At 73.4% G+C, this 26,582-nt stretch carries 28 protein-coding genes; 20 read left to right on the top strand and 8 right to left on the bottom strand.

Translation table 11 applies throughout. The features are described 5' to 3' along the window. Positions 1-139 precede the first annotated feature (139 nt). The 3 genes from mshA to O7622_RS01795 all read left to right on the top strand — a co-directional run bounded on the left by mshA (position 140) and on the right by O7622_RS01795 (position 3,129). Positions 140-1,501 (top strand): D-inositol-3-phosphate glycosyltransferase, encoded by a 1,362-nt coding sequence (mshA, locus tag O7622_RS01805; RefSeq protein ID WP_282311562.1) that lies wholly within the window; start codon positions 140-142, stop codon positions 1,499-1,501. A 45-nt stretch (positions 1,502-1,546) separates the two neighbouring features. Further along, on the top strand, positions 1,547-2,080 hold the full coding sequence (locus tag O7622_RS01800; protein ID WP_282311561.1) for a YbjN domain-containing protein: 534 nt from the start codon (positions 1,547-1,549) through the stop codon (positions 2,078-2,080). A 77-nt stretch (positions 2,081-2,157) separates the two neighbouring features. Next, positions 2,158-3,129, top strand: a complete 972-nt coding sequence (locus tag O7622_RS01795; protein WP_282311560.1) for a hypothetical protein — start codon at positions 2,158-2,160, stop codon at positions 3,127-3,129. A 377-nt stretch (positions 3,130-3,506) separates the two neighbouring features. Here O7622_RS01795 and O7622_RS01790 read toward each other — a convergent pair whose 3' ends face one another. Both O7622_RS01790 and O7622_RS01785 read right to left on the bottom strand, forming a co-directional pair. Next, the gene (locus O7622_RS01790) at positions 3,507-4,757 is read right to left on the bottom strand and encodes an MFS transporter (protein ID WP_282311559.1); all 1,251 of its coding nucleotides are present in this window, start codon (positions 4,755-4,757) and stop codon (positions 3,507-3,509) included. An 80-nt stretch (positions 4,758-4,837) separates the two neighbouring features. Beyond that, the gene (locus O7622_RS01785) at positions 4,838-6,163 is read right to left on the bottom strand and encodes an MFS transporter (RefSeq protein ID WP_282311558.1); all 1,326 of its coding nucleotides are present in this window, start codon (positions 6,161-6,163) and stop codon (positions 4,838-4,840) included. Positions 6,164-6,314: 151 nt separating this feature from the next. Here O7622_RS01785 and O7622_RS01780 point away from each other — a divergent pair, with 151 nt between their 5' ends. Further along, complete coding sequence (locus tag O7622_RS01780; protein ID WP_135242194.1) at positions 6,315-7,082, top strand: phosphoglyceromutase; 768 nt, start codon at positions 6,315-6,317, stop codon at positions 7,080-7,082. Positions 7,083-7,188: 106 nt separating this feature from the next. On the opposite strand, the gene phoU is transcribed toward O7622_RS01780, so the two are convergent. Further along, complete coding sequence (gene phoU / locus O7622_RS01775) at positions 7,189-7,833, bottom strand: phosphate signaling complex protein PhoU (protein WP_282311557.1); 645 nt, start codon at positions 7,831-7,833, stop codon at positions 7,189-7,191. A 200-nt stretch (positions 7,834-8,033) separates the two neighbouring features. Between phoU and O7622_RS01770 the strand changes: the two genes are divergently transcribed. Together O7622_RS01770 and O7622_RS01765 are read left to right on the top strand one after the other, a co-directional pair. Continuing rightward, positions 8,034-9,326, top strand: a complete 1,293-nt coding sequence (locus tag O7622_RS01770) for an ATP-binding protein (RefSeq protein ID WP_282311556.1) — start codon at positions 8,034-8,036, stop codon at positions 9,324-9,326. A gap of 21 nt (positions 9,327-9,347) precedes the next feature. Then, a complete protein-coding gene (locus O7622_RS01765) occupies positions 9,348-10,031 on the top strand; it encodes a response regulator transcription factor (RefSeq protein WP_030272198.1) in 684 nt (227 codons plus the stop codon). Between the two features lie 201 nt (positions 10,032-10,232). On the opposite strand, the gene O7622_RS01760 is transcribed toward O7622_RS01765, so the two are convergent. Further along, positions 10,233-11,039, bottom strand: a complete 807-nt coding sequence (locus tag O7622_RS01760; RefSeq protein WP_282311555.1) for a hypothetical protein — start codon at positions 11,037-11,039, stop codon at positions 10,233-10,235. A gap of 74 nt (positions 11,040-11,113) precedes the next feature. On the opposite strand from O7622_RS01760, the gene O7622_RS01755 reads away from it, so the two are divergent. Then, positions 11,114-12,058, top strand: a complete 945-nt coding sequence (locus O7622_RS01755; RefSeq protein ID WP_282311554.1) for a Ppx/GppA phosphatase family protein — start codon at positions 11,114-11,116, stop codon at positions 12,056-12,058. Positions 12,059-12,133: 75 nt separating this feature from the next. After that, entirely contained in the window at positions 12,134-12,940 is an 807-nt protein-coding gene (locus tag O7622_RS01750; protein WP_282311553.1) for a sugar phosphate isomerase/epimerase, read from the top strand. A 57-nt stretch (positions 12,941-12,997) separates the two neighbouring features. Here O7622_RS01750 and O7622_RS01745 read toward each other — a convergent pair whose 3' ends face one another. From O7622_RS01745 to O7622_RS01735, 3 genes are read right to left on the bottom strand one after another with little or no spacing between them, the layout of a single operon-like run. After that, a complete protein-coding gene (locus O7622_RS01745) occupies positions 12,998-13,564 on the bottom strand; it encodes a CGNR zinc finger domain-containing protein (protein ID WP_282311552.1) in 567 nt (188 codons plus the stop codon). A 19-nt stretch (positions 13,565-13,583) separates the two neighbouring features. After that, a complete protein-coding gene (locus O7622_RS01740) occupies positions 13,584-14,750 on the bottom strand; it encodes a glutathionylspermidine synthase family protein (protein ID WP_282311551.1) in 1,167 nt (388 codons plus the stop codon). A 1-nt stretch (position 14,751) separates the two neighbouring features. Beyond that, positions 14,752-15,027: a hypothetical protein gene (locus O7622_RS01735; RefSeq protein WP_225853304.1), complete on the bottom strand. Its 276-nt coding sequence runs from the start codon at positions 15,025-15,027 to the stop codon at positions 14,752-14,754. 118 nt (positions 15,028-15,145) lie between these two features. Between O7622_RS01735 and O7622_RS01730 the strand changes: the two genes are divergently transcribed. Next, on the top strand, positions 15,146-16,066 hold the full coding sequence (locus O7622_RS01730; protein WP_282311550.1) for a proline dehydrogenase family protein: 921 nt from the start codon (positions 15,146-15,148) through the stop codon (positions 16,064-16,066). Between the two features lies 1 nt (position 16,067). Here the strand turns inward: O7622_RS01730 and O7622_RS01725 are convergent, their stop codons facing one another. After that, on the bottom strand, positions 16,068-16,472 hold the full coding sequence (locus tag O7622_RS01725) for a VOC family protein (protein ID WP_282311549.1): 405 nt from the start codon (positions 16,470-16,472) through the stop codon (positions 16,068-16,070). A gap of 77 nt (positions 16,473-16,549) precedes the next feature. On the opposite strand from O7622_RS01725, the gene O7622_RS01720 reads away from it, so the two are divergent. The 11 genes from O7622_RS01720 (at position 16,550) to O7622_RS01670 (ending at position 26,572) form a co-directional block, all read left to right on the top strand. Beyond that, positions 16,550-17,344: an alpha/beta hydrolase gene (locus O7622_RS01720; protein ID WP_282311548.1), complete on the top strand. Its 795-nt coding sequence runs from the start codon at positions 16,550-16,552 to the stop codon at positions 17,342-17,344. Continuing rightward, on the top strand, positions 17,337-17,906 hold the full coding sequence (locus tag O7622_RS01715) for a TetR-like C-terminal domain-containing protein (protein ID WP_282311547.1): 570 nt from the start codon (positions 17,337-17,339) through the stop codon (positions 17,904-17,906). The genes O7622_RS01720 and O7622_RS01715 overlap by 8 nt, the downstream gene beginning before the upstream one ends. Continuing rightward, positions 17,903-18,238: a YrdB family protein gene (locus O7622_RS01710; RefSeq protein WP_282311546.1), complete on the top strand. Its 336-nt coding sequence runs from the start codon at positions 17,903-17,905 to the stop codon at positions 18,236-18,238. Before O7622_RS01715 ends, O7622_RS01710 begins: the two co-directional genes overlap by 4 nt. Before the next feature lie 115 nt (positions 18,239-18,353). Continuing rightward, positions 18,354-19,961: a hypothetical protein gene (locus O7622_RS01705; protein WP_282311545.1), complete on the top strand. Its 1,608-nt coding sequence runs from the start codon at positions 18,354-18,356 to the stop codon at positions 19,959-19,961. Positions 19,962-19,990: 29 nt separating this feature from the next. Next, entirely contained in the window at positions 19,991-21,388 is a 1,398-nt protein-coding gene (locus O7622_RS01700; protein WP_282311544.1) for an efflux RND transporter periplasmic adaptor subunit, read from the top strand. Further along, entirely contained in the window at positions 21,385-22,272 is an 888-nt protein-coding gene (locus O7622_RS01695) for an ABC transporter ATP-binding protein (protein ID WP_282311543.1), read from the top strand. The genes O7622_RS01700 and O7622_RS01695 overlap by 4 nt, the downstream gene beginning before the upstream one ends. Beyond that, positions 22,269-23,453 (top strand): ABC transporter permease, encoded by a 1,185-nt coding sequence (locus O7622_RS01690; RefSeq protein ID WP_013288760.1) that lies wholly within the window; start codon positions 22,269-22,271, stop codon positions 23,451-23,453. Before O7622_RS01695 ends, O7622_RS01690 begins: the two co-directional genes overlap by 4 nt. 202 nt (positions 23,454-23,655) lie before the next feature. Then, on the top strand, positions 23,656-23,865 hold the full coding sequence (locus O7622_RS01685; protein ID WP_013288759.1) for a helix-turn-helix domain-containing protein: 210 nt from the start codon (positions 23,656-23,658) through the stop codon (positions 23,863-23,865). A gap of 221 nt (positions 23,866-24,086) precedes the next feature. Beyond that, entirely contained in the window at positions 24,087-24,188 is a 102-nt protein-coding gene (locus O7622_RS01680; protein WP_007465623.1) for an AURKAIP1/COX24 domain-containing protein, read from the top strand. A 120-nt stretch (positions 24,189-24,308) separates the two neighbouring features. Next, entirely contained in the window at positions 24,309-25,382 is a 1,074-nt protein-coding gene (locus tag O7622_RS01675; RefSeq protein WP_282311542.1) for an NAD-dependent epimerase/dehydratase family protein, read from the top strand. Positions 25,383-25,714: 332 nt separating this feature from the next. After that, entirely contained in the window at positions 25,715-26,572 is an 858-nt protein-coding gene (locus tag O7622_RS01670) for a lysophospholipid acyltransferase family protein (protein WP_282314004.1), read from the top strand. The last annotated feature ends 10 nt before the right edge of the window (positions 26,573-26,582 follow it).

Here is a 26,582-nt window from a genome sequence, read left to right as displayed (position 1 = left end):
GCGGGATGAGGTCCGTCACGCCCGAGACCCGGCGGAAAGCATTTCCGTACCCCGATGGGGAAGATGACATCCGGCACACGGGTTGACCGAGAAGCGCCGGTCGTGCGGGACGGCATCAACCGTGACAGAGGGAGCGGACGTGGCGGATTTGCACACCGGTGTCGGTCGTCAGCGAGGTGCCCTTCCGTGGCCGCGGCCCCGCCGTATCGCCACCCTCTCGGTGCACACGTCGCCGCTGCACCAGCCCGGCACCGGCGACGCGGGCGGCATGAACGTCTACATCCTGGAGGTCGCCCGGCGGCTGGCCGAAGCCGACGTCGAGGTGGAGATCTTCACCCGTGCCACCGCCGGTGACCTGCCCCCGGTGGTCGAGGTGGCACCCGGCGTGTCCGTCCGGCACGTCACCGCCGGGCCGCTGGAAGGGCTGACCAAGGAGGAGCTGCCGGGTCAGCTTTGCGCCTTCACCGCCGGGGTGCTGCGTGCCGAGGCGGCCCGCCCGCCGGGCCACTACGACCTGATCCACTCGCACTACTGGCTCTCCGGTCAGGTCGGCTGGCTGGCCAAGGAGCGCTGGGGCGTACCGCTGGTGCACACCGCGCACACGCTCGCCAAGGTCAAGAACGCCCGCCTCGCCGCCGGGGACCGTCCCGAGCCGAAGGCCCGGGTGATCGGCGAGGAGCAGGTGGTCACCGAGGCGGACCGGCTGGTCGCCAACACCCGGGTGGAGGCCCGCGACCTGCTCGACCGGTACGCGGCCGAGCCGGACCGGGTGGCGGTCGTGGAGCCCGGCGTCGACCTGGACCGGTTCCGTCCCGCCGCGGGCGACCGGGACGCCGCGAGCCGGGCCGCGCGCCGCCGGCTCGGCCTGCCGGCCGACGGGTACGTGGTCGCGTTCGTCGGCCGGATCCAGCCGCTGAAGGCGCCGGACGTGCTGGTCCGCGCCGCCGCCGCGCTGCGCGAACGGGATCCGGCGCTGGCCGGTGAGCTGACAGTGGTGATCTGCGGCGGTCCGAGCGGCACCGGCCTGGACCGGCCCACCGCACTGATCGAACTCGCGCACGCGCTCGGCATCGCCGACCGGGTGCGTTTCCTCCCGCCGCAGACCGGCGCGGACCTGCCCGCCCTCTACCGGGCCGCGGACCTGGTCGCGGTGCCGTCGCACAACGAGTCGTTCGGGCTGGTCGCGCTGGAGGCCCAGGCGTGCGGCACACCGGTGCTGGCCGCCGCCGTGGGCGGCCTGGTGACAGCGGTACGCGACGGCGTCAGCGGCATGCTCATCGACGGGCACGACCCGGTCGACTGGGCCCGCGCGCTGGCCCGGCTGCTGCCCGACCGGGTACGCCGTGCCGCGCTGGGCTCGGGCGCCGAGCGGCACGCCCGGGACTTCTCCTGGCACCGCACCGCCTCCGGCCTGCTCGCGGTCTACGGGGAGGCGGTCACCGAGCACCGGGCCCGGCTGGCGCGGCGGTGCGGCGACCCGGCCCTGCTGTGCTCCTGGTGATCGGCCACCGGGCGGCCCCGGTACGCCGGTCGTAGAGTGGGTGCGATGAGCCGCAGGAGTGAGGTCGCCGCGCTGATCGAGTCCGTCTGCGCGGAGCGTGAGCTGGAGTGGGAGTCCACCGGCGAGGCGTCGTACGCGGTGACGCTGCCCGGCACGCACAAGCTCAAGACGATCTGCAACCTGATCGTGGGTGAGCACGCGCTGCGGGTCGAGGCGTTCGTGATGCGGCAGCCCGACGAGCGCCGCGAGGAGCTGTGGGCCTGGCTGCTCCAGCGCAACGCCCGCATGTACGGCGTCTCGTTCTCCATCGACTCGGTCGGCGACGTCTACCTGACCGGGCGGGTCAACCTGGCCGGGATCGACGCCGACGAGCTGGACCGGCTGCTCGGTTCCGTGCTGACGTACGCCGACGAGTCGTTCGACAGCATGCTGGAGATCGGCTTCGGCACCGCCATCCGCCGGGAGTGGGAGTGGCGGGTCAAGCGCGGTGAGTCGACAGCCAACCTGGCCGCGTTCGCGCACCTCTTCGAGCCCTCGGCCACGGCCCGATCGTCCGCCGGAGGTTCGGAGCCCTCCTGACGGGTATGCCGCCCCGCGCGGTGCGGAGCACTGGGACCCACCGCGGGCCGAGGACGGACTGTCGAGGAGCGTGTCCCATGGCTCAGCGCAACAGCTCAGGTCGCGGCACGACTGCGACCCGGACCAAGCGGCAAACCGGCAATCAGACGCCGAACACCCCGAGGGTGTCGGAGTCGGCGATCTCCCGGATGAAGGTCGACGACCTCCGCAGCCAGCTCAAGCGGCGCGGAATCTCGGGGATCTCCGCGCTGCGGAAGCCGGAACTGGTGAAGACCCTGGCGCGGACCATGCGCGGGGAGGGCGGCTCCGCCCGGCGGAGCACCGGCCCGGCCGGCCGTCCGTCGGCGACCCGCAAGAGCACCGCCGCCAAGAAGACCACTGCGGCGAAGCGGACCACGTCGGCCCGCCGCAGCGCCACGTCGCCGGCCAAGGCCGCGCCGGCCGCACGTGCCACCGGTGCCAGGGCCAAGGCGACGGGTACGCGCAAGGCGGCGCCCGCCCGCGCGAAGGCGACCTCGTCCCGCGCGAAGGCGACGGCGGCTCGGGCGAAGGCGGCTCCGTCGCGCGCCAAGGCTGCCCCGTCGCGCGCCAAGGCGGCTCCGTCGCGGGCGAAGGCTGCTCCTTCGCGCGCCAAGGCGGCACCGGCTCGGAAGACGTCGTCCGCCCGGGCGCAGGCGGCGCCGACCCGTGGGCCGGCGTCCAGCCGGTCGATCGGATCGTCGCAGCTCATCACGTCGCTCGCGGACCGGCCGGAGCGTCCGGGCCGGAGCCTGGTCACCCGTAACCACGAGGTGATCCAGCGCTGGGCGCGGGCACGGGGTGCCAAGCCCGCCACCATCGCGGGTACCGAGCGCGAGGGCCGGGCCGGGGTGCTGACGTTCAACATCCCCGGGTACCGGGAGAGCAGCCGGATCCGCGAGATCACCTGGGACGACTGGTTCCGCACGTTCGACCTGCGACGGCTGAACCTGATCTACCAGGAGCAGCTGCGGGACGGCCGGCAGAGCAACTTCTTCCGGACCGAGAACCCGAATCGTGAGGACGGCTGAGGTTTACGGGAATGGACCCCGGGAACCCGGTGTTTGCCATCCCAGGGACCACAGCACGGGCAGCCGGGTTTCCGACACGGGCGCTGTGACGGGCAAGACAGCGATCCGGGTTGAATCCGGAATCCGGGCGAACTAACTTTATTGCACCGCGTCACGCTTGTTTACGTTCGGGGGAGCGGTGGATCGATCAGATCCGCGCAGGCGAGACGCGAAGATCGGGTGGAGCACGCCGTTGGGGGACGGTGCCACCCGTGGAACCGGCGGCGCGAGCGGGCGACGCTTACGGGGGTGAGTGTCGCCCGCCGCCGCCGGGCGTACGGTACGAGCGCCCATCTCGACGGGGGTCGGGGTGGGCGCTCTGCCGTTGTTCCGGGCCCTCAGTGAGCGGCCCTGACCGGTTCCGCCGCCGCGGCCCGCAGCGCGGCGACCCGCCGCTCCCGGCGCGGCCCGGCGAGCAGGTGCCCGGCGGCGGCCAGCAGGCCGAGCGCGCCCACCACCAGCCAGTGCCGCTCGCCCAGGTGTTCCAGGCTGAGCCCGCCGAGCGCCGGCGCGACGAACGACGCGGCCGGGAACGTCAGGTAGAACACCGACTGGTAGCGCGCACGCAGGTCGGGTGGCGCGAGGTCCGCGTTGATCTGCGCGTTCGGCGGCGCGGCGAGCATCTGCCCGACCGTCCAGACCACCGCCGCGCCGAGATAGAGCGGCAGCCGGTCGGCCACCGTGAGCGCGCCGAACCCGAGCGCCATCAGGCCGGTGGAGACGGCCAGCACGCTCGACTTCCGGTACGGCTCGATGAGCCGGGGCACGAACAGTTGCCCGGCCACGATGAGCGCCCCGCCGAGCGCCACCACCAGCCCGTACGCCGATGGGCGCAGGCCGTCCGCGCGCATCGCCAGCGGCATGATCGTGGAGGTCTGCATGGTCAGCACGGCCAGCAGGAACGTCAGCCCGGCGAACACCAGGAACGTGCGGTCGGTGAGCGCGGTGTGCAGCCCGGGACGGCGTCCCACCACCGCCTGCGGCGTGAGCGCCGGCCGCCGGGTGAGCGTCTCCGGCACCTTCAGCGCGATCACCACCGCAGCCGCCAGGGTGGCTCCGGCGTCGACCAGGAACAGTGCCGTGAAGCTCGCCTCGGCGAGGATGCCGGCCAGCAGCGAGGCCACCGCCATCCCCAGGTTGAACGCCCAGAACTGGAGGTTGAACGCGCGGGAGCGGCGCGCCTCGGGCACCACGTCCACGATGGCGGCCACGAACGCCGGGCCGGGCATCGAGTGCGCCACCCCGACCAGCGTGGCGAGTACGGCGATCACCGCCAGGTGCGTGCTGAACGCCAGCGCCGCCATCAGCCCGGCGGCGGTCAGGTGGGCGGCGAGCAGCGTGGCCCGCCGTCCCCACCGGTCGGCCAGGACGCCGCCGAGCAGCGTGCCGGCCGCGCCGCCGATCCCGTACGCGCCGACCACCAGCCCGGCCAGCGACGGCGGTGCGCCCCGCGCGGCGGTCAGGTAGAGCGACAGGAACAGCAGCGCGAACGCACCGGCCCGGTTGATCAGCAGGCCGGACCAGAGGTACCAGAACGTGGCTGGTAGTCCGCCGGCCGTGTCGTCCCACCAGCGCCGCAGGCCGTGCACCAGTCCTCCAGGAAGGTTTCCTTACCGATACCTTCCCGTACCGTATCCACCCGCCTCGGGGCGGTCGCGCCGGGGCGTACTCAGGAACCGGCCCGGATCGGTTCGGCGGGTGCGGTCGCCGCGGCCTCGGCCGACTCGGGCGCCGGGGAGGCGGTGACGGTGACCGGCGCGACCGGCGTGCCCACTGTGCGCAGCGTGGCCGCGCGGCGTTCCCGGGCCGGGCCGGAGATCAGGTGGGCGACCGCCGCCACGACGCCGATGCCCGCGCAGCCGAGCCAGAGCGCGCTGTTGCCGGCGTGCTCGCGGACCACGCCGCCGAGGATCGGCGCGGCGGCCCCGGCGAGCTGCCAGGACAGCGAGAAGACGCCCTGGTAACGCCCGCGCAGCGCAGCCGGGGACAGCTCCGCGATCAGGGTGGCGTTGGACGGTGAGTTGAGCATCTCGCCGACGGTCCAGATCAGCACGGTCAGGCCGTAGAGCCAGACCGTGTCGGCGAGCGCGGTGAGCCCGAACCCGGCACCCATCACCAGTGCCGCGAGGGCCAGTACGTGCGAGCGGCTGCGACCCTTGATGAGCCGGGGCACGAAGAGTTGGCCGACCACGATGAGCACGCCGTTGAGTGCGATCACCGAGCCGTACGTGGCCGGGCTGAGCCCGGAGTCGCCCATCGCGATCGGCAGCATCGAGATGTGCTGGAGGAACACCAGCGCGGCGAGCAGGTTGAGTGCGACGAAGCCGAGGAACACCCGGTCGGCGAGGATGGTGCGCAGCGCGCCGGCCGGTGCCGGCATCCCCTTGACCGGGAGCGCGGTGACCGGGCCCCGGGTCTCGCCGACCCTGGCGAAGATGATGAGCGCGGTCACGAGTGTGGTGGTCGCGTTCACCAGGAACAACAGCAGGTAGCTGCCCTGGGCGGCGAAGCCGGCGAGCACCGCGGCGCAGGCGAAGCCGAGGTTGATGGCCCAGTAGTTCAGCGAGAAGGCGCGCAGCCGGTCCTTGTCCGGCACGACGTCGACCATCATCGCGCCGAAGGCCGGGCGGGCCGCCTCGGCGAACGCGCCGAGCAGCAGCGCGCCCACTGCCACCGCCCAGAGCGGACGGGCGAGGCCCAGCGCGATCATCATGCCCGCCGCGCCGACGTGCGCGGTGAGCAGCGTGGGCCGTCGTCCCCAGCGGTCGGTCAGGGTGCCGCCGATGGTGGTGCCGACCGCGCCGCCGGCACCCCAGAGGCCGATCACCAGGCCGGCCTGGGAGGCGGAGAAGCCGCGTTCCTGGGTCAGGTAGATGGCCAGGAAGATCAGGACGAACGAGCCGAGCCGATTGATCAGCGTGCCGGCCCAGAGGTACCAGAACGTCCGTGGCAGGCCACCCGCCGTGTCCTGGAACCAGCCCCGTACCGTCCGCATCCCGACGTCCCCCGTTCGGTAATGACCAATATCTTTGAGACGCCTTACAACCTAGTGCCGGGCCGGAGCCGTGGTCATCAGGTTTTCCACGTGGTGGTCGTCACCACAGGTCGCCGCGTGTCCGCCCACGCCGTACGGCAGGATGATCGGCATGACTGCGAGCGAGGGGCCCACCGTCGGGACGCTGGTCCTGCTGCGGCACGGCGAGAGCGACTGGAACGCCAAGAACCTCTTCACCGGCTGGGTCGACGTCGACCTGACCGCCAAGGGGGAGACCGAGGCGCGGCGCGGCGGCGAACTGCTGCGCGAGCACGACCTACTGCCCGACGTGGTGCACACGAGCCTGCTGCGCCGGGCCATCCGCACCGCCGAACTGGCGCTGAACGCCGCCGACCGGCACTGGATCGCGGTGCGCCGGTCGTGGCGGCTCAACGAACGCCACTACGGCGCCCTGCAGGGCAAGAACAAGAAGCAGACCCTCGACGAGTACGGCGAGGAGCAGTTCATGCTCTGGCGCCGCTCGTACGACACGCCGCCGCCGCCGATCGACGACGCGGACGAGTGGTCGCAGGTCGGCGACCCCCGGTACGCGCTGCTGCCGACCGAGCTGATGCCGCGCACCGAGTGCCTGAAGGACGTCGTCGACCGGATGCTGCCCTACTGGTACGACTCGATCGTGCCGGACATCCTGGCCGGCCGGACGGTGCTGGTGGCCGCGCACGGCAACTCGCTGCGCGCCCTGGTCAAGCACCTCGACCAGATCTCCGACGACGCGATCGCCAAGCTGAACATCCCCACCGGCATCCCGCTGCGCTACGACCTGGACGCCGACCTGCGTCCGCAGGTGCTCGGCGGGACGTACCTGGACCCGGAGGCCGCCAAGGACGCCGCCGCCGCGGTCGCCAACCAGGGCCGCTGACCTGGGTGTAAGGAAGGGCCCCTTATTAACGTCTGCGGTAGAGGAAGGGCCCCTTGTTAACACCGCGGTGTTAACAAGGGGCCCTTCCTTGCATGCGGGGCGGGGGTCAGGCGGACGTGGAACCGGTGATCAGGTAGACCACGTGCTCGCCCGCGTTCACCGCGTGGTCGGCGAAACGCTCGTAGAAGCGACCCAGCAGCGTCGCGTCGATCGCCGTCTCCACCCCGTACGGCCAGTCGTCGCCGAGCAGCACACCGAACAGGCTCTTGTGCAGGTCGTCCATCGCGTCGTCGTCGCGGTCCAGTTCGGCGGCCACGTCGGCGTCCGGCTTGGCCAGCACCGAGCCGATCTTCTCGGCCATCCGGTCGGCGATCCCGGCCATGTCGGTGAAGACCGGCCGCAACTCCGCCGGCACCGCCGGGGAGGGGTGCCGGCGCAGCGCCGTCTTGGCCACGTGGTCGGCCAGGTCGCCCATCCGCTCCAGGTCGGCGGCCACGTGCAGCGCGGTGATCATGGCGCGCAGGTCGGAGGCGACGGGCGCCTGCCGGGCCAGCAGGTCGCAGACCCGCTCCTCCACGTGCCGGTACAGCTCGTCGATCTCGGCGTCCCGCGCGATCACCGTCTCGGCGGCCGGCCGGTCGGCGGTGAGCAGCCCCTTGGTGGCCTGGCGCATGGCCGCGCGTACCGCCTCGGCCATGTCCACCAGCAACTGGCTGACAATCTGCAGGTCGGCCCGGAACTCGTCGCGCATCGTCACTTCCTGGGGTCGGTGGCCGCCACCCCATGGGGTACGGCAGGAGCAGGTGCGCGCCCCACGCTAGGCCGAACGGTCGGCACCAGGGTGAACGCGGATGAACGACGCGGGGCCCGCAGGTGAACTTTGCCGAAAGCGAGAGTGGTTCGTCCCCTTGTGCCCGATCTCAGGGTTAACAATGACCCTACGATCGCCGGGTGGAATGGGCGGTGGCCGCCGTGGTGGCCGGAGCGCTGGTGACCGGGCTGGTCGCCGGGGCGCTGCTGTCCGGACCCGTTGACGAATGGCGGCGCCGCCGGGCGTCGCGGGGCGGCGGGCTCGTCCGTCGTGACGCAGGGAGGACGACCATTCCGGACGACCAGCAGGGGGGCCTATCCGGGCTCGGCCGCAAGACGATCGACTCGCTGCGCGCAGGCGTGGTGGTGCTCGGCCCGGACGACGTGCCGGTGCTGGTGAACCCCGCCGCCCGGGCGATGGGTCTGCTCCGTACCGGGGCGACGCCGGGGTCGATCGCGGCGCACCCGTTGATCCGTACCCTCGCCGGGCAGGTCCGCCGCACGGGCGTGCGGCGCGAGATAGAGCTGGACCTGCCCCGGGGCCGCGACAGCGGCGGTGACAACCCGCTCGGCGTGCACCTGCGGGCGATGGGACTGGGCTCCGGCTACGTCTCGATCGAGGCGGTCGACGTCACCGAGTCGCACCGTCTCGCGCGGGTACGCCGGGACTTCGTCGCGAACGTCAGCCACGAGCTGAAGACGCCGATCGGCGCGCTGCAACTGCTCGCCGAGGCGCTCGTCGACGCCACCGAGCCGGCCGCCGACGGCGCGCCCGACCTGTCCGAGGACCTGGTCGCCGCGCGGCGGTTCGCCGAACGGATCCAGCACGAGTCGACCCGGCTCGGCCGCCTCGTGCAGGAACTGCTGGAACTGACCCGCCTCCAGGGCGCCGAACCGCAGCCCGCGCCCGAGCCGGTCTCGGTGGACTGGGTGCTCGCCGAGGTCGTCGACCGCACCCGCACCGCGGCCACCGCGCGCCGGGTGGAGATCGCCGTGGGTGGGCAGCGGGGCCTGACCGTGTACGGCAGCGACAGCCAGCTCGCCACCGCTGTGGCGAACCTGGTGGAGAACGCGATCAACTACTCCGGCGAGGACACCACGGTCCGGGTGACTGTCACCGGCACCGAGGAGCACGTCGAGATCGCCGTGGCCGACCAGGGCATCGGCATCGCCCCGAACGAGGTCGACCGGATCTTCGAGCGCTTCTACCGGGCCGACCAGGCCCGCTCCCGGTCCACCGGCGGCACCGGCCTGGGCCTGGCCATCGTCAAACACATCGCCAGCAACCATGGCGGCCGGGTGGACGTGTCGAGCACTCTTGGTGGGGGGTCGACGTTCACCCTGCGGTTGCCCGCACGCCCCCCGGACGACCTGGAGGCGACACTCGCCTCCGCTGGGATCGAGGCCGGCCCGGCCGAGCTCCGGCAGGTCTGACCACAGGAAAGGAAACACCCGTTGAGCCGCGTACTGGTGGTCGAGGACGAGGAGTCGTTCTCCGACGCCCTGTCCTACATGCTCCGCAAGGAGGGGTTCGAGGTCTCCGTCGCCGCGACGGGCCCCGCCGCCCTCACCGAGTTCGACCGGACCGGCGCCGACATCGTGCTGCTCGACCTGATGCTGCCGGAGATGTCCGGTACCGAGGTCTGCCGGCAGCTCCGCCAGCGCTCGCACGTGCCGATCATCATGGTCACCGCGCGGGACAGCGAGATCGACAAGGTGGTCGGCCTGGAGATCGGCGCCGACGACTACGTGACCAAGCCGTACTCGCCGCGCGAACTGGTCGCCCGCATCCGGGCGGTGCTGCGCCGGCAGAGCGCCGAGTCGAACGAGACGGGCGCGCCGACGCTCGCCGCCGGCCCGGTCCGGATGGACATCGAACGGCACGTGGTGACGGTCGGCGGCGCCGGGGTGCAGCTCCCGCTCAAGGAGTTCGAGCTGCTGGAGCTGTTGCTGCGCAACGCCGGGCGGGTGCTCACCCGGGGCCAGTTGATCGACCGGGTCTGGGGCGCCGACTACGTGGGCGACACCAAGACGCTGGACGTGCACGTGAAGCGGCTGCGCTCCAAGATCGAGCCGGAGCCGTCCGCGCCCCGCTACATCGTCACGGTCCGCGGCCTGGGCTACAAGTTCGAGCCCTGATCCCCGGCCCCATCCAGGGCCTGTTCCAGCAGCGTCCCTCCTCCGGTTGGGGCACGGTGGAGCAGATCACCGACACCGAGTACTCGACCACGGCGTTCCTGAAGGGCCTCAAGCAGGCCGCCGACCTCGTCGCCGAACACTGGAACAAGTAAGTAAGACACAGTGAGAAGGCCGGCACCCGAACCAACGGGGTGCCGGCCTTCACTCGCTTGCGGGGTGCGGGGCGATCTGACCCTGGCGCAGTCGGGCGGCGCAGAGTTCGGCCAGCTTCGCGTACGCGGGCGCACCGATCAGCGCGGTCAGCTCCGGCCCGTACGAGACGTACATCGGCTCGGCGCCGACGTGCGCGTCGGTGGAGGACGTGCACCACCAGTCGAGGTCGTGCCCGCCGGCGCCCCAGCCGCGCCTGTCGAACTCGGCCAGCGTGGAGATCAGCACCTTCGTGTTGTCCGGGCGCTTGTGCCACTCCTGGTCGCGGCGTACCGGCAGTTGCCAGCAGACGTCCGGCTTGTACTCCAGCGGGTGCACCCCGTCGCGCAGCGCCTGGGCGTGCAGCGCGCAGCCGCCCCCACCGGCGAAGTCGGCGTCGTTGAGGAACACGCACGGGGCGTCCACGTCGCGGGTGGCGGTACGCCGGGCCGGCGTCTTGCCGTCGACCGTGTCGTTCTCGGTCCAGTTCTTGAACCCGCGCCGGAAGTGCTGCCACGTCTGCGGCGTCAGCCGCTTCACCGCGGCCCGGACGCGCTTCTCGTCGTCGGAGTCGGTGAAGAAGGCGCCGTGCGAGCAGCACCCGTCGGCGGCCCGCCCGGCGATGATGCCGTGGCAGCCCTTGCCGAAGATGCACGTCCAGCTGGACAGCAGCCAGGTCAGGTCGGCGCGGACGACGTGCTTCGCGTCGGCCGGGTCGACGAACTCGATCCACTCCCGTGGGAAGTCCAGCCCGACCTCGCGGCTGCGCGGGTCCTCCGGGTCGTCCACCAGCACGTGAAGCTCGATCTGCCCTGTCACTCGGACCAGCGTACGCGCGGTGACCCCGCCCGGCCGCCGAGCCGACGAAACGTGTTGGCCCTATGGTCTTCCCCATGCGACTGGGTGTCCTCGACGTCGGTTCCAACACGGTGCACCTGCTGGTGGTCGACGCCCACCACGGGGCGCATCCCTGGCCGGCGCACTCGGAGAAGGTGGTGCTGCGGCTGGCCGAGCAGATCGGGCCGGACGGCGCGCTCACCGCCGGCGGCGCGGACGGCCTGGTCAAGGCGGTCGGCATGGCACGGGCGGCGGCTGACGGGCTGGGCGCCGAGGATCTGCTGGCGTTCGCCACGAGCGCGGTCCGCGACGCCACGAACGCCGCCGACGTGCTGGCGCGCGTCCGCGACGAGACGGGCGTACGCCTGGAGGTGCTCTCCGGCGCGGACGAGGCGCGGATGACGTTCCTGGCGGTGCGGCGGTGGTTCGGCTGGTCCGCCGGGCGGCTGCTGGCGATGGACATCGGCGGCGGCTCGCTGGAGCTGGCCGCCGGCATCGACGAGCACCCGGACGTGGCGATCTCGCTGCCGCTCGGCGCGGGGCGGCTCAGCCGGGAGCGGCTCGCTGTCGATCCGGCCGGCGCGGCGCCGCCGTCGGCCGAGGCCGTGGAGGAACTGCGGGCGTACGTGGACGCGCAGCTCGACCCGGTGGTCGAGCAGTTGACAGCGGTGGGCTGGGAGCGTCCGGTCGCCACCTCGAAGACGTTCCGCACGCTGGCCCGGCTGGCCGGTGCCGCGCCCTCCGGTGCGGGTCTGTGGGCGCGCCGCAGCCTGACCCGTACCGGGCTGCGGCAGGTGCTGGGGTTCATCAGGCACATCCCGCCGGGCCAGTTGCCCGAGCTGGAGGGGGTGAGCGCGCAGCGGGCCCACCAGCTCCTCGCCGGTGCTGTGGTGGCGGAGGCGGTGATGCGCCGCCTCGACGTGGACTGCGTGGACATCTGCCCGTGGGCGCTGCGGGAGGGCGTCATCCTGCGCCGGCTGGATCAGCTCGCGCCGATGTGACAGTACGAGCGCTCTGGGTTGCTTTGCGGTTGCTCGTCCCGATGCTCGCTGGCGGTTGGAGCTACCCTCGGAGGTGTGACTTACCGCGTTCCGGTGCTCCTGTCCACGTCCTCGGTCTTTCCCGAACGGACCGCGGCGGCGTTCCAGCTCGCCGCCGAGCTCGGCTACGACGGCATCGAGGTGATGGTCTGGACCGATCCGGTCAGCCAGGACGCGGGCGCGCTGCGCGGCCTCGCCGAGCACTACGGCGTCCCGGTGCTGTCGGTCCACGCCCCGTGCCTGCTCGTCACCCAGCGGGTGTGGAGCCCCGACCCGTGGGAGCGGCTGCGCAAGGCCGCCGAACTGGCCGAGACGCTGGAGGCGCCCACCGTCGTGGTGCACCCGCCGTTCACCTGGCAGCGTGACTACGCGCGCACCTTCGCCGACGGGCTCGACACGATCGCCGGGCAGTTCGGCGGCGTGCACTTCGGGGTGGAGAACATGTACCCGGTGCGGATGGCCGGGCGGCAGTTCGTCCCGTACGCGCCGGGCTGGGATCCGACCGAGATCGGGTACGCCTCGTACACGCTGGACCTGTCGCACTGCGCGGCCTCGCACACCGACGCGATGGCGATGGCCGACCGGATGGGTTCCGGGCTGGCGCACGTGCACCTGGGCGACGGCACCGGCGAGGGGCGCGACGAGCACCTGGTGCCCGGTCGCGGCGGTCAGCCCTGCGCGGAGATGCTGCGCTCGCTCGCCGGGCGGGGGTTCACCGGCTCGGTGGCGGTGGAGGTGACCACCCGGGGCGCGAAGAGCCGCGCGGTCCGGGAGGCGGACCTGCGGGAGTCGCTGGAGTTCGCCCGGGCCAACCTGACCGCGCCGTCGCCGGTCGACGTCTGACCGGGGCGCGTCACTCCGGCCGCTCGCACACGGGCGGCGGCCGGAGCGCTGCGGAGGTCAGCTCACCGGGGACAGCGGCTGCGCCGGGACGGCCTGCTCGCCGACCGCGGCCCGCTTGCGGGCCCGGTGCGCTGCCACGTGGGAGCGGGTGGCGCAGCGCTCGGAGCAGAACCGCCGGCAGCAGTTGGACGAGGTGTCCAGGTAGACGTTGCCGCAGCGGTCGTCGGCGCAGACCCCGAAGCGGGCGCTGCCGTACTCGCAGAGCCACACCGACAGGCCCCAGACCGCGCCGGCCAGGTATTCGGAGGAGACCGACGCGCCCCGGCTGGTCACGTGCATGTGCCAGTCGGAGGAGTCGTGCCCGGAGATGCGCGGCTGCACCGGGAACGCCTCCAGCATCGCGTTCAGCTCGGCGACCGCGTCGGCGTCCCGGCCCGAGGTGCCGTACTCGAAGACGTCCCGGAGGCGCTTCTGCGCCCGCCGGAAGATCGCCAGGTCCCGTTCCGCGACCTCGTCGCGCATCCAGCCCTGCTCGTCCGAGAAGACGGCCCGCAGGCCGTCCAGGTCGTCCAGCCGGGCGTTGACGAGCTCGACCCCGGTCCGGGCGTACGCGTCGAAGTTCACGACACCAACGGTAGACGACTCAGAGCACACGCGGTGCGTCGATGTAGTGGGGCAGGAACCGCGCGTAACCGTCAGTGATGAGGCTCTCGCTCTCGCGGACCCCGGCGCCGGCCGACCCGCCATCCACGATCCAGCTCCCGAGGACCGTCCGGTTGCCCTCGAACTCGGGCAACGCGCGGAACTCCTGGAAGCAGAAGCCCTCGTCGCCGTAGATCCCCGGGTTGGTGATCTCCGTGTCGCCGGTCACGATGCGTACCGAGCCGCCCTCCCGGCCGAGCAGCGGCTTGGCCACGTACTCGGTCATGCCGCGCGGTGAGTCCAGGTACGCGGGGAGCAGGTAGTCGTGCCCCGGGTACATCTCCCAGAGCACGGCGAGCAGCGCCTTGTTCGACAGCAGCAGCTTCCAGGCCGGCTCGATCCAGGTCGTGGGCGTGCCCGGGTCGAGCGCCGGGCGCCCGTACGGCTCGGCCAGCATCCACTCCCAGGGGTAGAGCTTGAAACAGGTGGTGATCGGCCGGTCGCCGGCGTCGACGAAGCGCCGCCCGTCCCAGCCGACCCGCTGGATCGGCATGAGCGTCACGTCCAGTCCGGCCTGGCGGGCCGTCTCGGCCAGGTAGCCGGCGGTGATCTGGTCCTCGCCCGACTCCTCCTCGGAGGACCAGAGCACGTGCGCCCGCGGCTCGTGCAGCCCGGCGCCGATCTTGGCCCAGGCGCCGACCAGCCGCTCGTGCAGGCTGTTCCACTGGTCCGCGTCCGGGCGGGTGTGCTCCAGCCAGTACCACTGCACGATGCTCGCCTCGACCAGCGCGGTCGGGGTGTCGGCGTTGTACTCCAGCATCTTCGGCGGCCCGCTGCCGTCGTACCAGAGGTCGAACCGGCCGTAGAGCGTCGGCGGGGACTCCCGCAGCGAGCGGGCGACCGCCTCGGCGGCCCACTCGGGGATGCCGAACTCGGCGTACCGGCGGCGGGCCACCACGTGCTCGGCGGCGGCCACCGACATCCGGTGCAGCTCCTCCGTGGCCTCCTCCAGCCGGAGCACCTCGTCCAGCGTGAAGGCGTACGCCGCCGTCTCGTCCCAGTACGACATGATCTCGCCGTCGGGCAGCTCGGTGTCCACGTACACCAGGCCCTGGGCCCGGATGGTCTCGTCCCAGCCGGGGCGCGGCGTGCTCGCCTCGCGGCGCACGTCAGCCGCCGCAGGAGGCGAGGTGGGTGCCGAAGCCGCCGCGCTCGGGCAGCGCGGCGGTCGGAGCGGGCTCGCCGCGCGCGGCGGTGGCCGGTGCGGGCACGCGCAGGGCGACCGCGACTGTGTCGCCGCCCCCGCCGGCCGGTCCGAGCGCGCAGTCGTCATCGTCGTCGTCGTAACCGTTGTTGCAGCCGGAGAGCGCGAGGGCCAGCGCGGTCAGCGCGCCGAGCTGCACGGAGGCCGAGCGGAGCCGGCGCCGGGGGTGTCGTCGATCCACGTGAACGTTGTAGCCGATCCCCGCCAGCCGGGGGTGCCCGGCCCAGGCCGGAGGGCGGGACGGAGCGGGCCCCGGACGCACCCGGCGGGGGCCCGGTGGTGAGCGTTACGCTCGGCTCATGCTCCGTTCCGTCATCCTCGCCGCCTCCCGGTCTTCCCAGGTGGAGCGGCTCGTCGCGACGGCCCCGTTCACCCGGGACGTCGTCCGCCGGTTCGTCGCCGGCGCCGCCACCGACGACGCGCTGCGCGCCACCCGCGAGCTCGTCGCCGACGGCCAAGCGGTCACCCTCGACTACCTGGGCGAGGACACCACCAGCCCGGAGCAGGCGAACGCCACCCGGGACGAGTACCTCGCGCTGCTGAGCCGCCTCGCCGCCGCCGGGCTCACCCCGGCCGCCGAGGTCAGCGTGAAGCTGTCCGCGCTGGGCCAGATGTTCGACGAGCAGCTCGCGTACGACAACGCGCGGGCGATCTGCGCGGCGGCCGACGCGGCGGGCACCACTGTCACGCTGGACATGGAGGACCACACCACCACCGACTCGACGCTGGACATCCTGGCGAAGCTGCGCAAGGACCACCCGGGCACGGGCGCGGTGCTCCAGGCGTACCTGCGGCGGACCGAGTCGGACTGCCGGGAGCTGGCCTCAGCCGGGTCGCGGGTGCGGCTGTGCAAGGGTGCGTACAAGGAGCCGGAGTCGGTGGCGTACCAGTCCGCCCGCGAGGTGGACAAGTCGTACGTGCGCTGCATGAACGTGCTGATGTCCGGCGACGGCTACCCGATGCTCGCCACGCACGACCCCCGGCTGATCGCGATCGGCGAGGACCGGGCGCGCTGGTTCGACCGCGATCCGGGCCGGTTCGAGTTCCAGATGCTCTACGGCATCCGCCCGGAGGAGCAGCAGCGCCTGGTCGGCGAGGGCTACACGGTGCGGACGTACGTCCCCTACGGCGACCAGTGGTACGGCTACCTGATGCGCCGGCTCGCGGAGCGTCCGGCCAACCTGGCGTTCTTCGGCCGCGCGGTGCTGTCGAAGAAGTGAGTCAGTCGTTCGACCAGGCCCGGGTGCACAGCACGAGGCGGTAGCCGTCCGGGTCGGCGAACGCGACACCCCACCTGTCCCAGTACGGGCCGGCGGAGACCCTGGTCCCGCCGGCCCCTTCCAGTCTCGGGACCAGCTCGTCGTCGGCCGGACCGTCGAGGTAGAGCACTAACAGGTCCTCCCCGGTGGGACGCGGCTCGACCGCGAGCGTCGTGCCGCCGACCAGCTCCAGGTGCCAGCCCGCCCCGGGCAACCCGAGCATCACCAGGTCGTGCTCGTCCGCGTGACCGCCCTCGTTCCGGTAGAGGACGTCCAGGCCCAGTCCTTGCGTCCAGAACCGTTCGGCGGCGGCGAGGTCGCGGCTCGGGCGGGCGAGGCGTACGTGGGTGTCGGCGGTGATCGGCATGCCCGGGATCGTGCGACCTCATCCCGGGTCGAGGTCAAGCTTGACGGCGGTTGGCTAATGACATTAGCTTTAAAGCTATGACGGTTAGCCAGGTGGTGCGGGACGGCGGCACGATCGCGTACGAGGCGCACGGGACAGGACCGCTCGTGGTCCTCTCGCACGGCATGGGGGAGAACCGGGCGGCCTTCCGCCACCTGACGCCCCGGCTCGTCACGGCCGGCTACCGGGTCGCAGCGGTCGACGTACGCGGGCACGGCGACTCGAGCCCGCACTGGCCCACGTACGCCCCGGAGCAGGTCGGCGGCGACCTGCTCGCCGTGGTGCGGGCGCTCGGCGGCGAGCCCGCCACCCTGGTCGGCAGCTCGTCCAGCGCCGCCGCCGTGGTCTTCGCCGCCGCCGAGGCGCCCGACCTGGTCAGCGGCATCGTGCAGGTCAGCCCGTTCGTCGGCACGCCCAAGCCGAACCCGCTGATGCGTGTGGCGCAGGCGGCAGTCCTGCGTAGCCCCCGGCTGTTCGGGCTGTTCCACAGCACGCTGTTCCCCTGCGGACGGCCGGCGGACGACGCCGCGTACCGCAAGGAGCTGGTCGCCAAGCTGCGCGGGCGGATGGCCGCGGTGCGCGGCGTGATCGCGCCGGCCGACCCGCACTGGACGGCGCGGGCACCGGAGGTGCGCCGGCCGGTGCTGGTGCTGATGGGCACGAAGGATCCGGACTTCCCCGACCCGGGCGCCGAGGCGCGGGCCGCGCGCCGGCTGTTCGCCGTCGCCGAGGCGCGCATGGTCGCCGACTCCGGGCACTACCCGCACGCCGACCAGCCCGACGCCACCGCCGTCGGCCTGGTCGAGTTCCTGGCGGTGACCACCGGTGCCTAGGGCGGGCCTGACCCCGGCGACTGTCGTGCGGGAGGCCGCCGCGCTCGCCGACGAGGTCGGCTACGAGAAGCTGACCCTGGCCGCGCTCGCCGCCCGGCTCGGTGTCGCGCTGCCGAGCCTCTACAAGCACGTCCGGGGCGCGGACGCGCTGCACCAGAAGCTCGCCGTGCTCGCCACCGCCGAGATCGCCGACGTGCTCACGGCCGCCGCCGGGGGCCGCTCCGGTGGCGACGCGTTGCGTGCCGTCGCCGCCGCCTACCGGGAGTATGCGCGGCAGCACCCCGGCCGCTACCCGGCCGCCCAGCGGGCACCCGACCCGGCCGACCCCGACCACCTGGCCGCCGGGCAGCGCGCGGTCGGCGCGGTCCGCGCCATCCTGCTCGGGTACGGCCTCGACGGCGACGCCGCCACCGACGCCATCCGGATGTTCCGGGCCGCCGTGCACGGCTTCGTCGCGCTGGAGGCGGCGGGCGGATTCGGGCTGCCCCGCGACACCGACCGTTCCTTCGGCGAGATGATCGCCGGCCTGGACCGCGCCTACCTCTCCTGGGAGAGCCGATGAAGGCGCTGCTGCTCGGTGTGATCTTCCTGCTGGAACTGGCCCTGCTGGGCTCGGCCGGACACTGGGGCTTCACGCTCGGCGCCGGCTGGCCGGTACGCCTGCTGGCCGGGCTCGGCACGCCGCTGGTGATCGCCGTGATGTGGGGCCTGTTCTGCTCGCCGCGTGCCGCCGTGACGCTGCCCGACCCGGCCAAGCTCGCCGTCCAGGCCGCCTGCTTCCTGACCGGCGGCGTGCTGCTGACCCTGGCCGGCCACGCGGCCCCGGGAGTGGCCCTGGTGGCCCTGTGGGCGGCAGACAAGACCGCGTTGACGCTGACCGGCACCCCGATCTGAGAGATCCTGGACGGATCCGGCCCCGCCGGGGCACTTTCCTACCAAGATCTCGGAGCGGGGCGGAACAGCGGCGGGACTCTTTCCCGGAACGCCCGATTGGTCGTACCCTTCGCCGGTGACCGACGGCGACGAGCAGCCTCCCGGCCGGACGACTGACGGCGACGAGCCTCGTCCCACCGTCGATGCCGCCGACACGAGCGCCGTCTACGCCGGCGCCGACCCCGCCGCCGACGCGGTCGCCGACAACCTCAGCGCCGACGCCGACGGCGAACCTGACGACACCCGCGCCGACGCCGCCCACACCGCCGATGCCGGCGCCGACAGCGCCGCCACCCCCGCCAGCCTGGACCCCGCCGTCGACACCATCGCACCGGCACCGGCACCGGCACCGGATGAGGCGTCGTCGCACCCCGCCGCCGGTCCGGCCCCGTACCCCGTACCGCCGGCGCAGCCGAGCCAGGCGGAGACGCGGGCGGTGCGGGGACGACGGCGGTGGCTGCTCTGGACCGCGCTCGGACTCGCGCTCGGCCTGGTGGCGGGGGTGGTGCCCGGCGTACTCCTGCGGGAGTCGGCGCCTGACGCGGCCGGGCGGTCGGCCGCGAACGCCGACCCGGGCACGGCGGCGCAGCGGCGGCTCGGCGAGCGGATGCTCGCGCTGCTGGACCGGCAGGCCGCCGCGCTGGTCGGCGCGGACCGGGCCGGCTTCCTCACGATCGCCGAGCCGGCGGCCCGTCCGGCGCTGAGCCGCCGGTACGCCTCGCTGCGGGCGCTGCGGGTCACCGTGTGGCGGCCGGCGGCCGACGGGGTGCCGGAGGCCGTCGAGGGGCGGCCGGGGGAGTGGCGGCAGACGGTGACTGTGGGCTACTGCTTCGTGGTACCGGACTGCGGGCCGAGCACTGTGGAGCTGGGCGCGCGCTGGCGGCTGACGGGGGAGGAACCCCGGCTGACCGCGCTGGAACCGTCCGAGGCGGACCCGGCCGGTGTACGGCCGTGGCAGGCGGACGACCTGGCCGTGACGGTCGGCAAGCGGGTCGTGGTGGCCACCACGCCGGCCCAGCGGCGCAAGTTGCCCGGCCTGCTCGCCCAGGCCGAGGCCGCGGCCCGGGCCGCGGACCGGTACGCGGTCGGCGGCAGCCCGCCGGACCGGTACCTCGTCTACTACGCCGGGAAGGGCGAGTGGCAGCGCTGGTACGGCGGCGGGCGGCCGAAATGGACAGCCGGTTACGCCGTGGGTGTCGGGGGCGGGCGCCACGACGTGGTGCTCAACGCCCAGATCGTCACCTCGGCCGGCATGGACGACCTGCTCCGGCACGAGCTGACCCACGCCGCCTCGCTGCCCGACCGGGGCTATGCCGACCGCGCGGACTGGTGGCTGGTGGAGGGGCTGGCCGAGTACGCCGGTGCCGACGGCCAGCCCGTGCACCGCTACGACGGCCTGGCCGAGGTGCGGGACCTGCTGCGCGGCGGCTGGTCCGGGCGGCTGGAGGCGGTGGCGCCCGCCGACGACGCGAGCGACGACCGGGTCGGCGGCGCGTACGGCGTCGGCTACCTGGCCGTACGCCATCTGGTCGACAGGTACGGCGAGCAGCGGATGCTGGACTTCTACCGGGCCGTGGTGCATCAGGGCCGGACCCCGGAGCAGGCCGCCGACGAGGTGTTCGGCGACCCGTGGTCGATGCTGCACGACGACTGCGTGGCCTACGTGCGGGCCGTCGTCGGCTGACCCGTCGACGCCTGTCGACGGGTCGTAGCATGGGCCGGGTGGCCCGCACTCCCTCGCCGCGGCTGCCCGCGGCCCGCCGCCCCCGTCTCGTCACCGCGGTGCTCGCCGTCGTCGCGCTGACCGGCACGACCGCCGCGTCCTGCGGGGACGACGCCCCGGCTGTCGCAGTCGCCGAGGTGGGCCGCGCGCCGGTCAGCGAGGTGATCGACGCCCCGGCCACAGTCACCGCGCGGGCCGCGGCCACCCTCACCGCCCCCGCCGACGGCACGCTCGCAGGTCTGCGGGTGCAGCCGGGGCAGCGGGTGAGCCGGGGACAGGTACTCGCGGTGATCGACTCACAGCCGGCCCGGGACCGCCTGGCGAAGGCGCGGGACGCGCTGCGCGCGGCGAAGCGGGCCGGGCGGGGTGCCGGCACCGGCGACCTGGGTGGCAGCCGGCGCGGCACCGACCGGGCCGCGGACGAGGCGTTCGCCGCCGCCCGCGCCGCCGCCGGCAAGGTCGGCGATCCGCGGGTACGCGCCGCGCTGCTGCTCCAGGTCCAGTCGGCGCAGCGGCAGTACGAGTCGGCCGCCCGCGCCGCCGACCGGGCCGTGGCCCAGGTGCAGCGCGGGGTCGCCGGCCTGAACAGCGCCGTCGGCGCGCTGTCGGCCGCGCAACGACTCCAGGCCCAGCAGGCGTACGACCTGGCGAAGGCGACTGTGGACGCGTTGACGTTGCGTGCGCCGATCGCCGGTGTGGTGCAGCCGGGCGGCACCCGGGCGGTGGCTCCGGCCGACCTGGCCGGGCTGCTCGGTGCGGCGGGTGGCGCGGCGGTGCCCGGTCTCGACCCGTCGGCGCCGGGCAGTGGTGGGCAGGGTGGCCCGCCGCCGGGGGTGGACGACGCGATCCCGGCCGGTGGCCGGGTCACCGCCGGCACGCCGGTGCTCACAGTTGTGGACATCGGCCGGCTCGGCCTGCTCGCCGAGGTGGACGAGACCGACGTGCTGCTGGTCCGGGCCGGGGTGCCCGCGTCGGTCGAACTGGACGCGGTGACCGGCGCGACGTACGACGCGACTGTGCGTTCGGTCGACGTGCTGCCGACCAGCTCGGCCCGGGGCGGCGTCACCTACCGCGTCCGTCTCGACCTGGGCGCCGGCCGGCTCGGTGAGGCCGAGGCCGCTCCGGCCCCACGGCCGGGTATGAACGCCGTGGTGCGGCTGCGGGTGCGGGAGGCCGCCGACGCGGTGGCGGTGCCGGCGTCGGCGGTGTTCTCCGCCGACGGGCGGGACGCGGTCTGGGTGCTGCGGGACGGCCGGGCCGACCGGGTGCCGGTGACGGTGGGCGTGCAGGGGCAGGACCTGGTGCAGATCGTCGACGGCGTACGGGCCGGTGACCGGGTGGTGGTGCGCGGCGCCGACCAGGTGCGCGACGGCCAGGAACTCCCGTGACCGTACCGGCGGTCGAGGCGGTCGACGTCTGGCGCACGTACGAGCTGGACGGTGTCTCGGTGTCCGCGCTGCGCGGGGTGTCGCTCACCATCGACCAGGGCGAGTACGTGGCGGTGATCGGCCCGTCCGGCTCGGGCAAGTCGACGCTCATGCACCTGCTCGGCGGGCTGGACCGGCCCAGCGGCGGCCGGCTGGTGATCGGCGGGCGGGACGTGACCACGCTCACCGCGCCGGAGCTGGCGACGCTGCGCAACGAGACGATCGGCTTCGTGTTCCAGGCGTTCCACCTGCTGGCCCGTACGTCGGCAGTGGACAACGTGGCGTTGCCGCTCGTCTACCGGGGCGTCGGGGCGCGGCAGCGGCGGGAGCGGGCGGCGGCGATGCTGGGCCGGGTCGGGCTCGGCCACCGGCTGCACCACCGGCCCAACCAGCTCTCCGGCGGCGAGCAGCAGCGGGTGGCGATCGCCCGCGCGCTGGTCACCGAACCGGCGGTGCTGCTCGCCGACGAGCCGACCGGCAACCTGGACAGCGCCACCGGCGAGGCGGTGCTGGAACTGCTGGAACGGCTGAACGCCGAGTCCGGGGTGGCGCTGGTGATGGTGACCCACGACCAGGAGGTGGCCGCCCGGGCACACCGGCGCATCGCGGTGCGGGACGGGCTGATCCGGTCCGACAGCCTTCATGATCGACCGCCGTCGGACGGCTCCGGCGTACCTGCGACACTGGACCCCGCTCCCAGCGCGGAGCCCCGGTCCGCGTCCGGAAGCGGCCCGGGGCACCCGCCCGGTGGCCCCGGTGGCGCCACCGGGGCCACCGGGCGCCTTCCGCGGGCCGGGGAGCGGCCCCGGGCCGCAGGCGGCCGTCAGCAGGGCGACGCCGGATGAGGCTGGCCGAGGCGTGGCGGGTGGCGTCGGACGCGCTGCGGGCCAACCGGATGCGCAGCCTGCTGACCATGCTCGGGGTGATCATCGGGGTGGCCTCGGTGGTGATCCTGGTGGCCATCGGTACCGGTACGAAACAGCAGGTCGAGCAGCAGGTCGAAGGGCTCGGCTCGAACCTGCTGCTGGTGGTGCCGGGCCGGATCGAGGTGGGCAACGCGCCCGTGGTCTCGCCGCTGGACCTCAGCGACGCCGACGCGGTCTCCCGGGTGGTCGGCGACCCTGGCAGGGTCGCCGTCACGGTGGCCTCCGGCGCTACCGCGCGGGCCGGCAACCGGTCCGACTTCACCACCGTGCAGGGCGTCCTGGAGACCACCCCGTCGGTGTTCACCAGGTCGCTGTCGCGGGGCCGCTACCTCACCGGGGCGGACGTGGACACCAGCCGCCGGGTGGCGGTGCTCGGCGACTCGGTGGCCCGGGCGCTCTTCCCCGACCGGGATCCGCTCGGCCAGCAGGTCACGCTGGCCGGGGTGCGGTTCCGGGTGATCGGCGTCTTCGCCCCGCTCGGGCAGAGCCTCGGCGTGGACCGGGACGACGAGGTGCACGTACCGGTGACGGCGGCGCAACGGCTGTGGGGCACCCAGCGCATCGACGGCATCGCGGTGAAGGCCCCCGACCGGGAGCGGATCGACGAACTCGGTGACCGGATCGTCGCGGAGCTGTCCCGCCGGCACCCGGACACCGAGTTCAGCGCCGTCACCCAGCGGCAGATCCTCGGCGTGCTCGGCGACATCCTGGGTGTCCTGACCGGCGTGCTGGCCGCCATCGCGGGCATCTCGCTGCTCGTCGGCGGCGTCGGTGTCTCCAACATCATGCTGGTCTCGGTACGCGAGCGGACCCGCGAGATCGGCCTGCGCAAGGCGGTCGGCGCCCGCCCCCGCGACATCGGCGTGCAGTTCCTGCTGGAGGCGGTGCTGCTCACATCGGTCGGCGGCCTGACCGGGATGGCGCTGGGCGTGGGCACCGCGCTGCTCGTGGACGCGTTCTCGCCGATCCCGGCGGCGATCACCTGGTGGTCGCTGGCGCTGGCGTTCGGCGTCTCCGCGGCGGTCGGCATCGTCTTCGGCGTGGTGCCGGCGCAGCGGGCCGGACGGCTCGACCCGGTGGTGGCGCTGCGCGCCGAGTAGCCGGATCGGACGAGACACCCGTCCGGGCGAAAAAGCCCTGGTGGACATCGGGTGAACGGCTGCCTCGCCATGATCAAAGGGTGGAAGGGATCGCGCAGGTCACAGCCGTCCCGCTACCGTACTGGTTACACGCGCGTCGCTCGTCGAGGCGGGAACACCTGCCCGGTGACACGCGCCGGGCACGGGAATGGGTCGGTGAGCCATGGCCGGGTCGCAGTCCGACGCACGGCTGTCGGATGTCAGGTTCCTGACCGTCGCCGAGGTGGCGACGGTCATGCGGGTCTCCAAGATGACCGTCTACCGCCTCGTGCACAGCGGTGAGCTGACCGCGGTACGGGTGGGCAGGTCGTTCCGGGTGCCCGAGCACGCCGTGCACGAATACCTCCGGGGCGCCTTCCAGGAGTCCGCCTGAGCCCTCGGCGCGCCGGTACGCCGAGTGCGACGAAAAGGGGCATCGACGGGGGCGCGTTGGTCCTGATGACGCACTCCGGTTAGGCTGGGCCACGACCGTGACCGCCCTCTGGTGTGCCCTGCCCACCACGCTGGTCCGGTCCGTTGTCCGCAAGCGGTCACGGCGCCACCCGCGGTGGTGCCGTCCGGTCCGCCCCGCACGTTGCATCGAAAGGCTGTCGTATGGGCTCGGTGGTCAAGAAGCGCCGCAAGCGCATGGCTAAGAAGAAGCACCGCAAGCTGCTGCGCAAGACCCGCGTCCAGCGTCGCCGTCTCGGCAAGTGACCGGGGCCGGGCACTGGCCCGGCACCCGGCACCACTTGCCAACTGTCGACCCTCGGAGGCTCAGGTGATCAGGCCGTGGACGTCCCGGCTCGATCCCGCCTGCCGCGCTAGGCGCACGACATGACCCCCGGTGACACCTCCGGTGCCCCGGGGGTCGTCGTCGTCACCGGGGTCGGCCGCTGGCTCGGCGCCCACGTGGCCGCCCGGCTCGCCGCCGACGAGCGGATCGAGCGCGTCATCGGGGTCGATCCGGCACCACCCAACCCCGAGCTGACCGACCTGCTCTCCGACGTCGAACGGATCCGCCTGGACCTCGACTCGCTCGGCGGCCTCCTGCACGACCTCGACGTCGACACGGTGGTGCACCTGGCGCTCGTCACCGCCCCCGACCCGCAGCAGGGTGGCCGGGCGGGGATGAAGGAACAGAACGTCATCGGCACCATGCAGCTGCTCGCCGCCGCGCAGCGCGCGCCCCGGCTGCGCAAGCTCGTGGTCCGCTCGTCCACCGCCGCGTACGGGGTGTCGTTCCGCGATCCGGCCGTCTTCACCGAGGAGACCGAGCCGCGCGAGGTGCCGCGCGGCGGTTTCGGCCGCGACATCCTCGACATCGAGGGGTACGTCCGCGGGTTCCGCCGCCGCCGGGCCGACGTCACCGCGACGGTGCTGCGCTTCGCGCCGTTCATCGGGTACGCCGCCGACACCACGCTCACCCGCTACTTCTCCCAGCCGGTGGTGCCCACCGTCTTCGGCCGCGACCCGCGCCTGCAGTTCGTGCACTTCGACGACGCGCTGGAGGTGCTGCACCGGTCGGTCGCCGAGGACCATCCGGGCACGTACAACGTCGCCGGGCCGGGGGTGCTGTCGTTGTCGCAGGCGATCCGCCGGGCCGGCCGGGTGGCGGTGCCGGTGCTGGAACCGGGCCTGGCCGGGGTCGCCGCGATCGCCCGCAGCCTGGGCTTCGGCCGGTACGGCCTGGACCAGGTGGACCTCTTCGTACACGGTCGGGTGGTGGACACCAGCCGGCTGGAGCGGGAGTACGGCTTCACGCCCCGCTCGACCGCCGCCGCGTTCGAGGACTTCATCCGCGCCCACCACGGCGGCGTCGTGGTCACCCGCGATCAGCTCGCCGCCGCCGAGCAGTTGGTGCTGGAGAGCATCCGGCAGGTCCGCTCGACCGTACGGGAGCGTTCGTGAGCAGCCCCGACGAGCGGCGTGACGGGCGCTTCGACGTACCGCTGGGTGTGCCGGATCCGGGCGCGGAGCCGGCGCGGCGCAACGGGCACCGCCGGGTGACCGCGCCGTCCGCCCGCCCGGCCGCGGCGCCGGACGAGCCGGACACCTCCGCCGACGAGCCGGGCGGCGCGGGCGTTCCGGGCCCGGCCACGCCCCACCAGCCGGCGAGGAAGACGGTCGCCAAGAAGACCGTCGCCAAGAAGGCTGTCGCCAAGAAAGCGGTGGCGAAGAAGGCAGTGGCTGAGCCGACGGCCGGGAGCAAGCCGGCCGGTGAGACGCCGAACGGGCCGGCGGTGGCCGACCGGCCGGGGGACCGCTGGGACCGCAAGGTGGCCCAGGGGCTGGCGTTCCTGCGGCGGCGGCTCGCCGGCGACTACGAGGTCGACGAGTTCGGCTTCGACCCCGACCTGACCGACGCGGTGGTCCACCCGCTGGTCCGGCTGCTCTACCGGGACTGGTTCCGCACCGAGGTCACCGGCATCGAGCACGTGCCCGACGAGGGTGCCGGTCTCGTCGTCGGCAACCACTCCGGCACCGTGGCGATCGACGCGCTGATTCTCTCCGCCGCGCTGCACGACCGGCACCCGGCGCACCGCTACCTGCGGCTGCTCGGCGCCGACCTGGTCTTCCGGATGCCCGTCGTCTCCGAGATAGCCCGCAAGACCGGCGGCACCGTCGCGTGCAACCCGGACGCGGAGCGGCTGCTCGGCAACGGGGAACTGGTGGGCGTGTTCCCGGAGGGCTTCAAGGGCGTCGGCAAGCTCTACGCCGACCGCTACAAGCTCCAGCGCTTCGGCCGGGGCGGGTTCGTCTCCGCCGCGCTGCGCACCGGCACGCCGATCGTGCCGGTGGCGATCGTCGGCGGCGAGGAGATCTATCCGATGCTCGCCGACATCAAGCCGCTGGCCCGGCTGCTCAAACTGCCGTACTTCCCGGTCACGCCGACGTTCCCCTGGTTGGGGCCGCTGGGCATGGTGCCGCTGCCGAGCAAGTGGCTGATCGAGTTCTGCCCGCCGATCCCGACCGCGCACCTGCGCGACGCGGCGGACGACCCGCTCGTGGTGTTCAACCTCGCCGACCAGGTGCGGGAGACGATCCAGCAGACGCTGCACAAGCTGCTCGAACGCCGGCCGGACCCGTTCGGCCCTTGAGCCGGGCCGC

This window comes from Micromonospora sp. WMMD1076 (assembly GCF_029581475.1).
In the GTDB taxonomy this organism is placed as follows: domain Bacteria; phylum Actinomycetota; class Actinomycetes; order Mycobacteriales; family Micromonosporaceae; genus Micromonospora; species Micromonospora aurantiaca.
This window is presented reverse-complemented; position numbering and strand designations above follow the sequence as displayed.

Excerpts from the sequence above, each read along its gene's own strand:
- O7622_RS01725 (WP_282311549.1), bottom strand. The coding sequence starts at position 16,472 with ATGCCGATCACCGCCGACACCCACGTACGCCTCGCCCGCCCGAGCCGC.
- O7622_RS01690 (WP_013288760.1), top strand. The coding sequence starts at position 22,269 with ATGAGGCTGGCCGAGGCGTGGCGGGTGGCGTCGGACGCGCTGCGGGCC.
- O7622_RS01795 (WP_282311560.1), top strand. The coding sequence starts at position 2,158 with ATGGCTCAGCGCAACAGCTCAGGTCGCGGCACGACTGCGACCCGGACC.
- O7622_RS01720 (WP_282311548.1), top strand. The coding sequence starts at position 16,550 with ATGACGGTTAGCCAGGTGGTGCGGGACGGCGGCACGATCGCGTACGAG.
- O7622_RS01785 (WP_282311558.1), bottom strand. The coding sequence starts at position 6,163 with ATGCGGACGGTACGGGGCTGGTTCCAGGACACGGCGGGTGGCCTGCCA.
- O7622_RS01755 (WP_282311554.1), top strand. The coding sequence starts at position 11,114 with ATGCGACTGGGTGTCCTCGACGTCGGTTCCAACACGGTGCACCTGCTG.
- phoU (WP_282311557.1), bottom strand. The coding sequence starts at position 7,833 with ATGCGCGACGAGTTCCGGGCCGACCTGCAGATTGTCAGCCAGTTGCTG.
- O7622_RS01700 (WP_282311544.1), top strand. The coding sequence starts at position 19,991 with ATGGGCCGGGTGGCCCGCACTCCCTCGCCGCGGCTGCCCGCGGCCCGC.
- O7622_RS01710 (WP_282311546.1), top strand. The coding sequence starts at position 17,903 with ATGAAGGCGCTGCTGCTCGGTGTGATCTTCCTGCTGGAACTGGCCCTG.
- O7622_RS01675 (WP_282311542.1), top strand. The coding sequence starts at position 24,309 with ATGACCCCCGGTGACACCTCCGGTGCCCCGGGGGTCGTCGTCGTCACC.
- O7622_RS01780 (WP_135242194.1), top strand. The coding sequence starts at position 6,315 with ATGACTGCGAGCGAGGGGCCCACCGTCGGGACGCTGGTCCTGCTGCGG.
- O7622_RS01680 (WP_007465623.1), top strand. The coding sequence starts at position 24,087 with ATGGGCTCGGTGGTCAAGAAGCGCCGCAAGCGCATGGCTAAGAAGAAG.
- O7622_RS01730 (WP_282311550.1), top strand. The coding sequence starts at position 15,146 with ATGCTCCGTTCCGTCATCCTCGCCGCCTCCCGGTCTTCCCAGGTGGAG.
- O7622_RS01800 (WP_282311561.1), top strand. The coding sequence starts at position 1,547 with ATGAGCCGCAGGAGTGAGGTCGCCGCGCTGATCGAGTCCGTCTGCGCG.
- O7622_RS01685 (WP_013288759.1), top strand. The coding sequence starts at position 23,656 with ATGGCCGGGTCGCAGTCCGACGCACGGCTGTCGGATGTCAGGTTCCTG.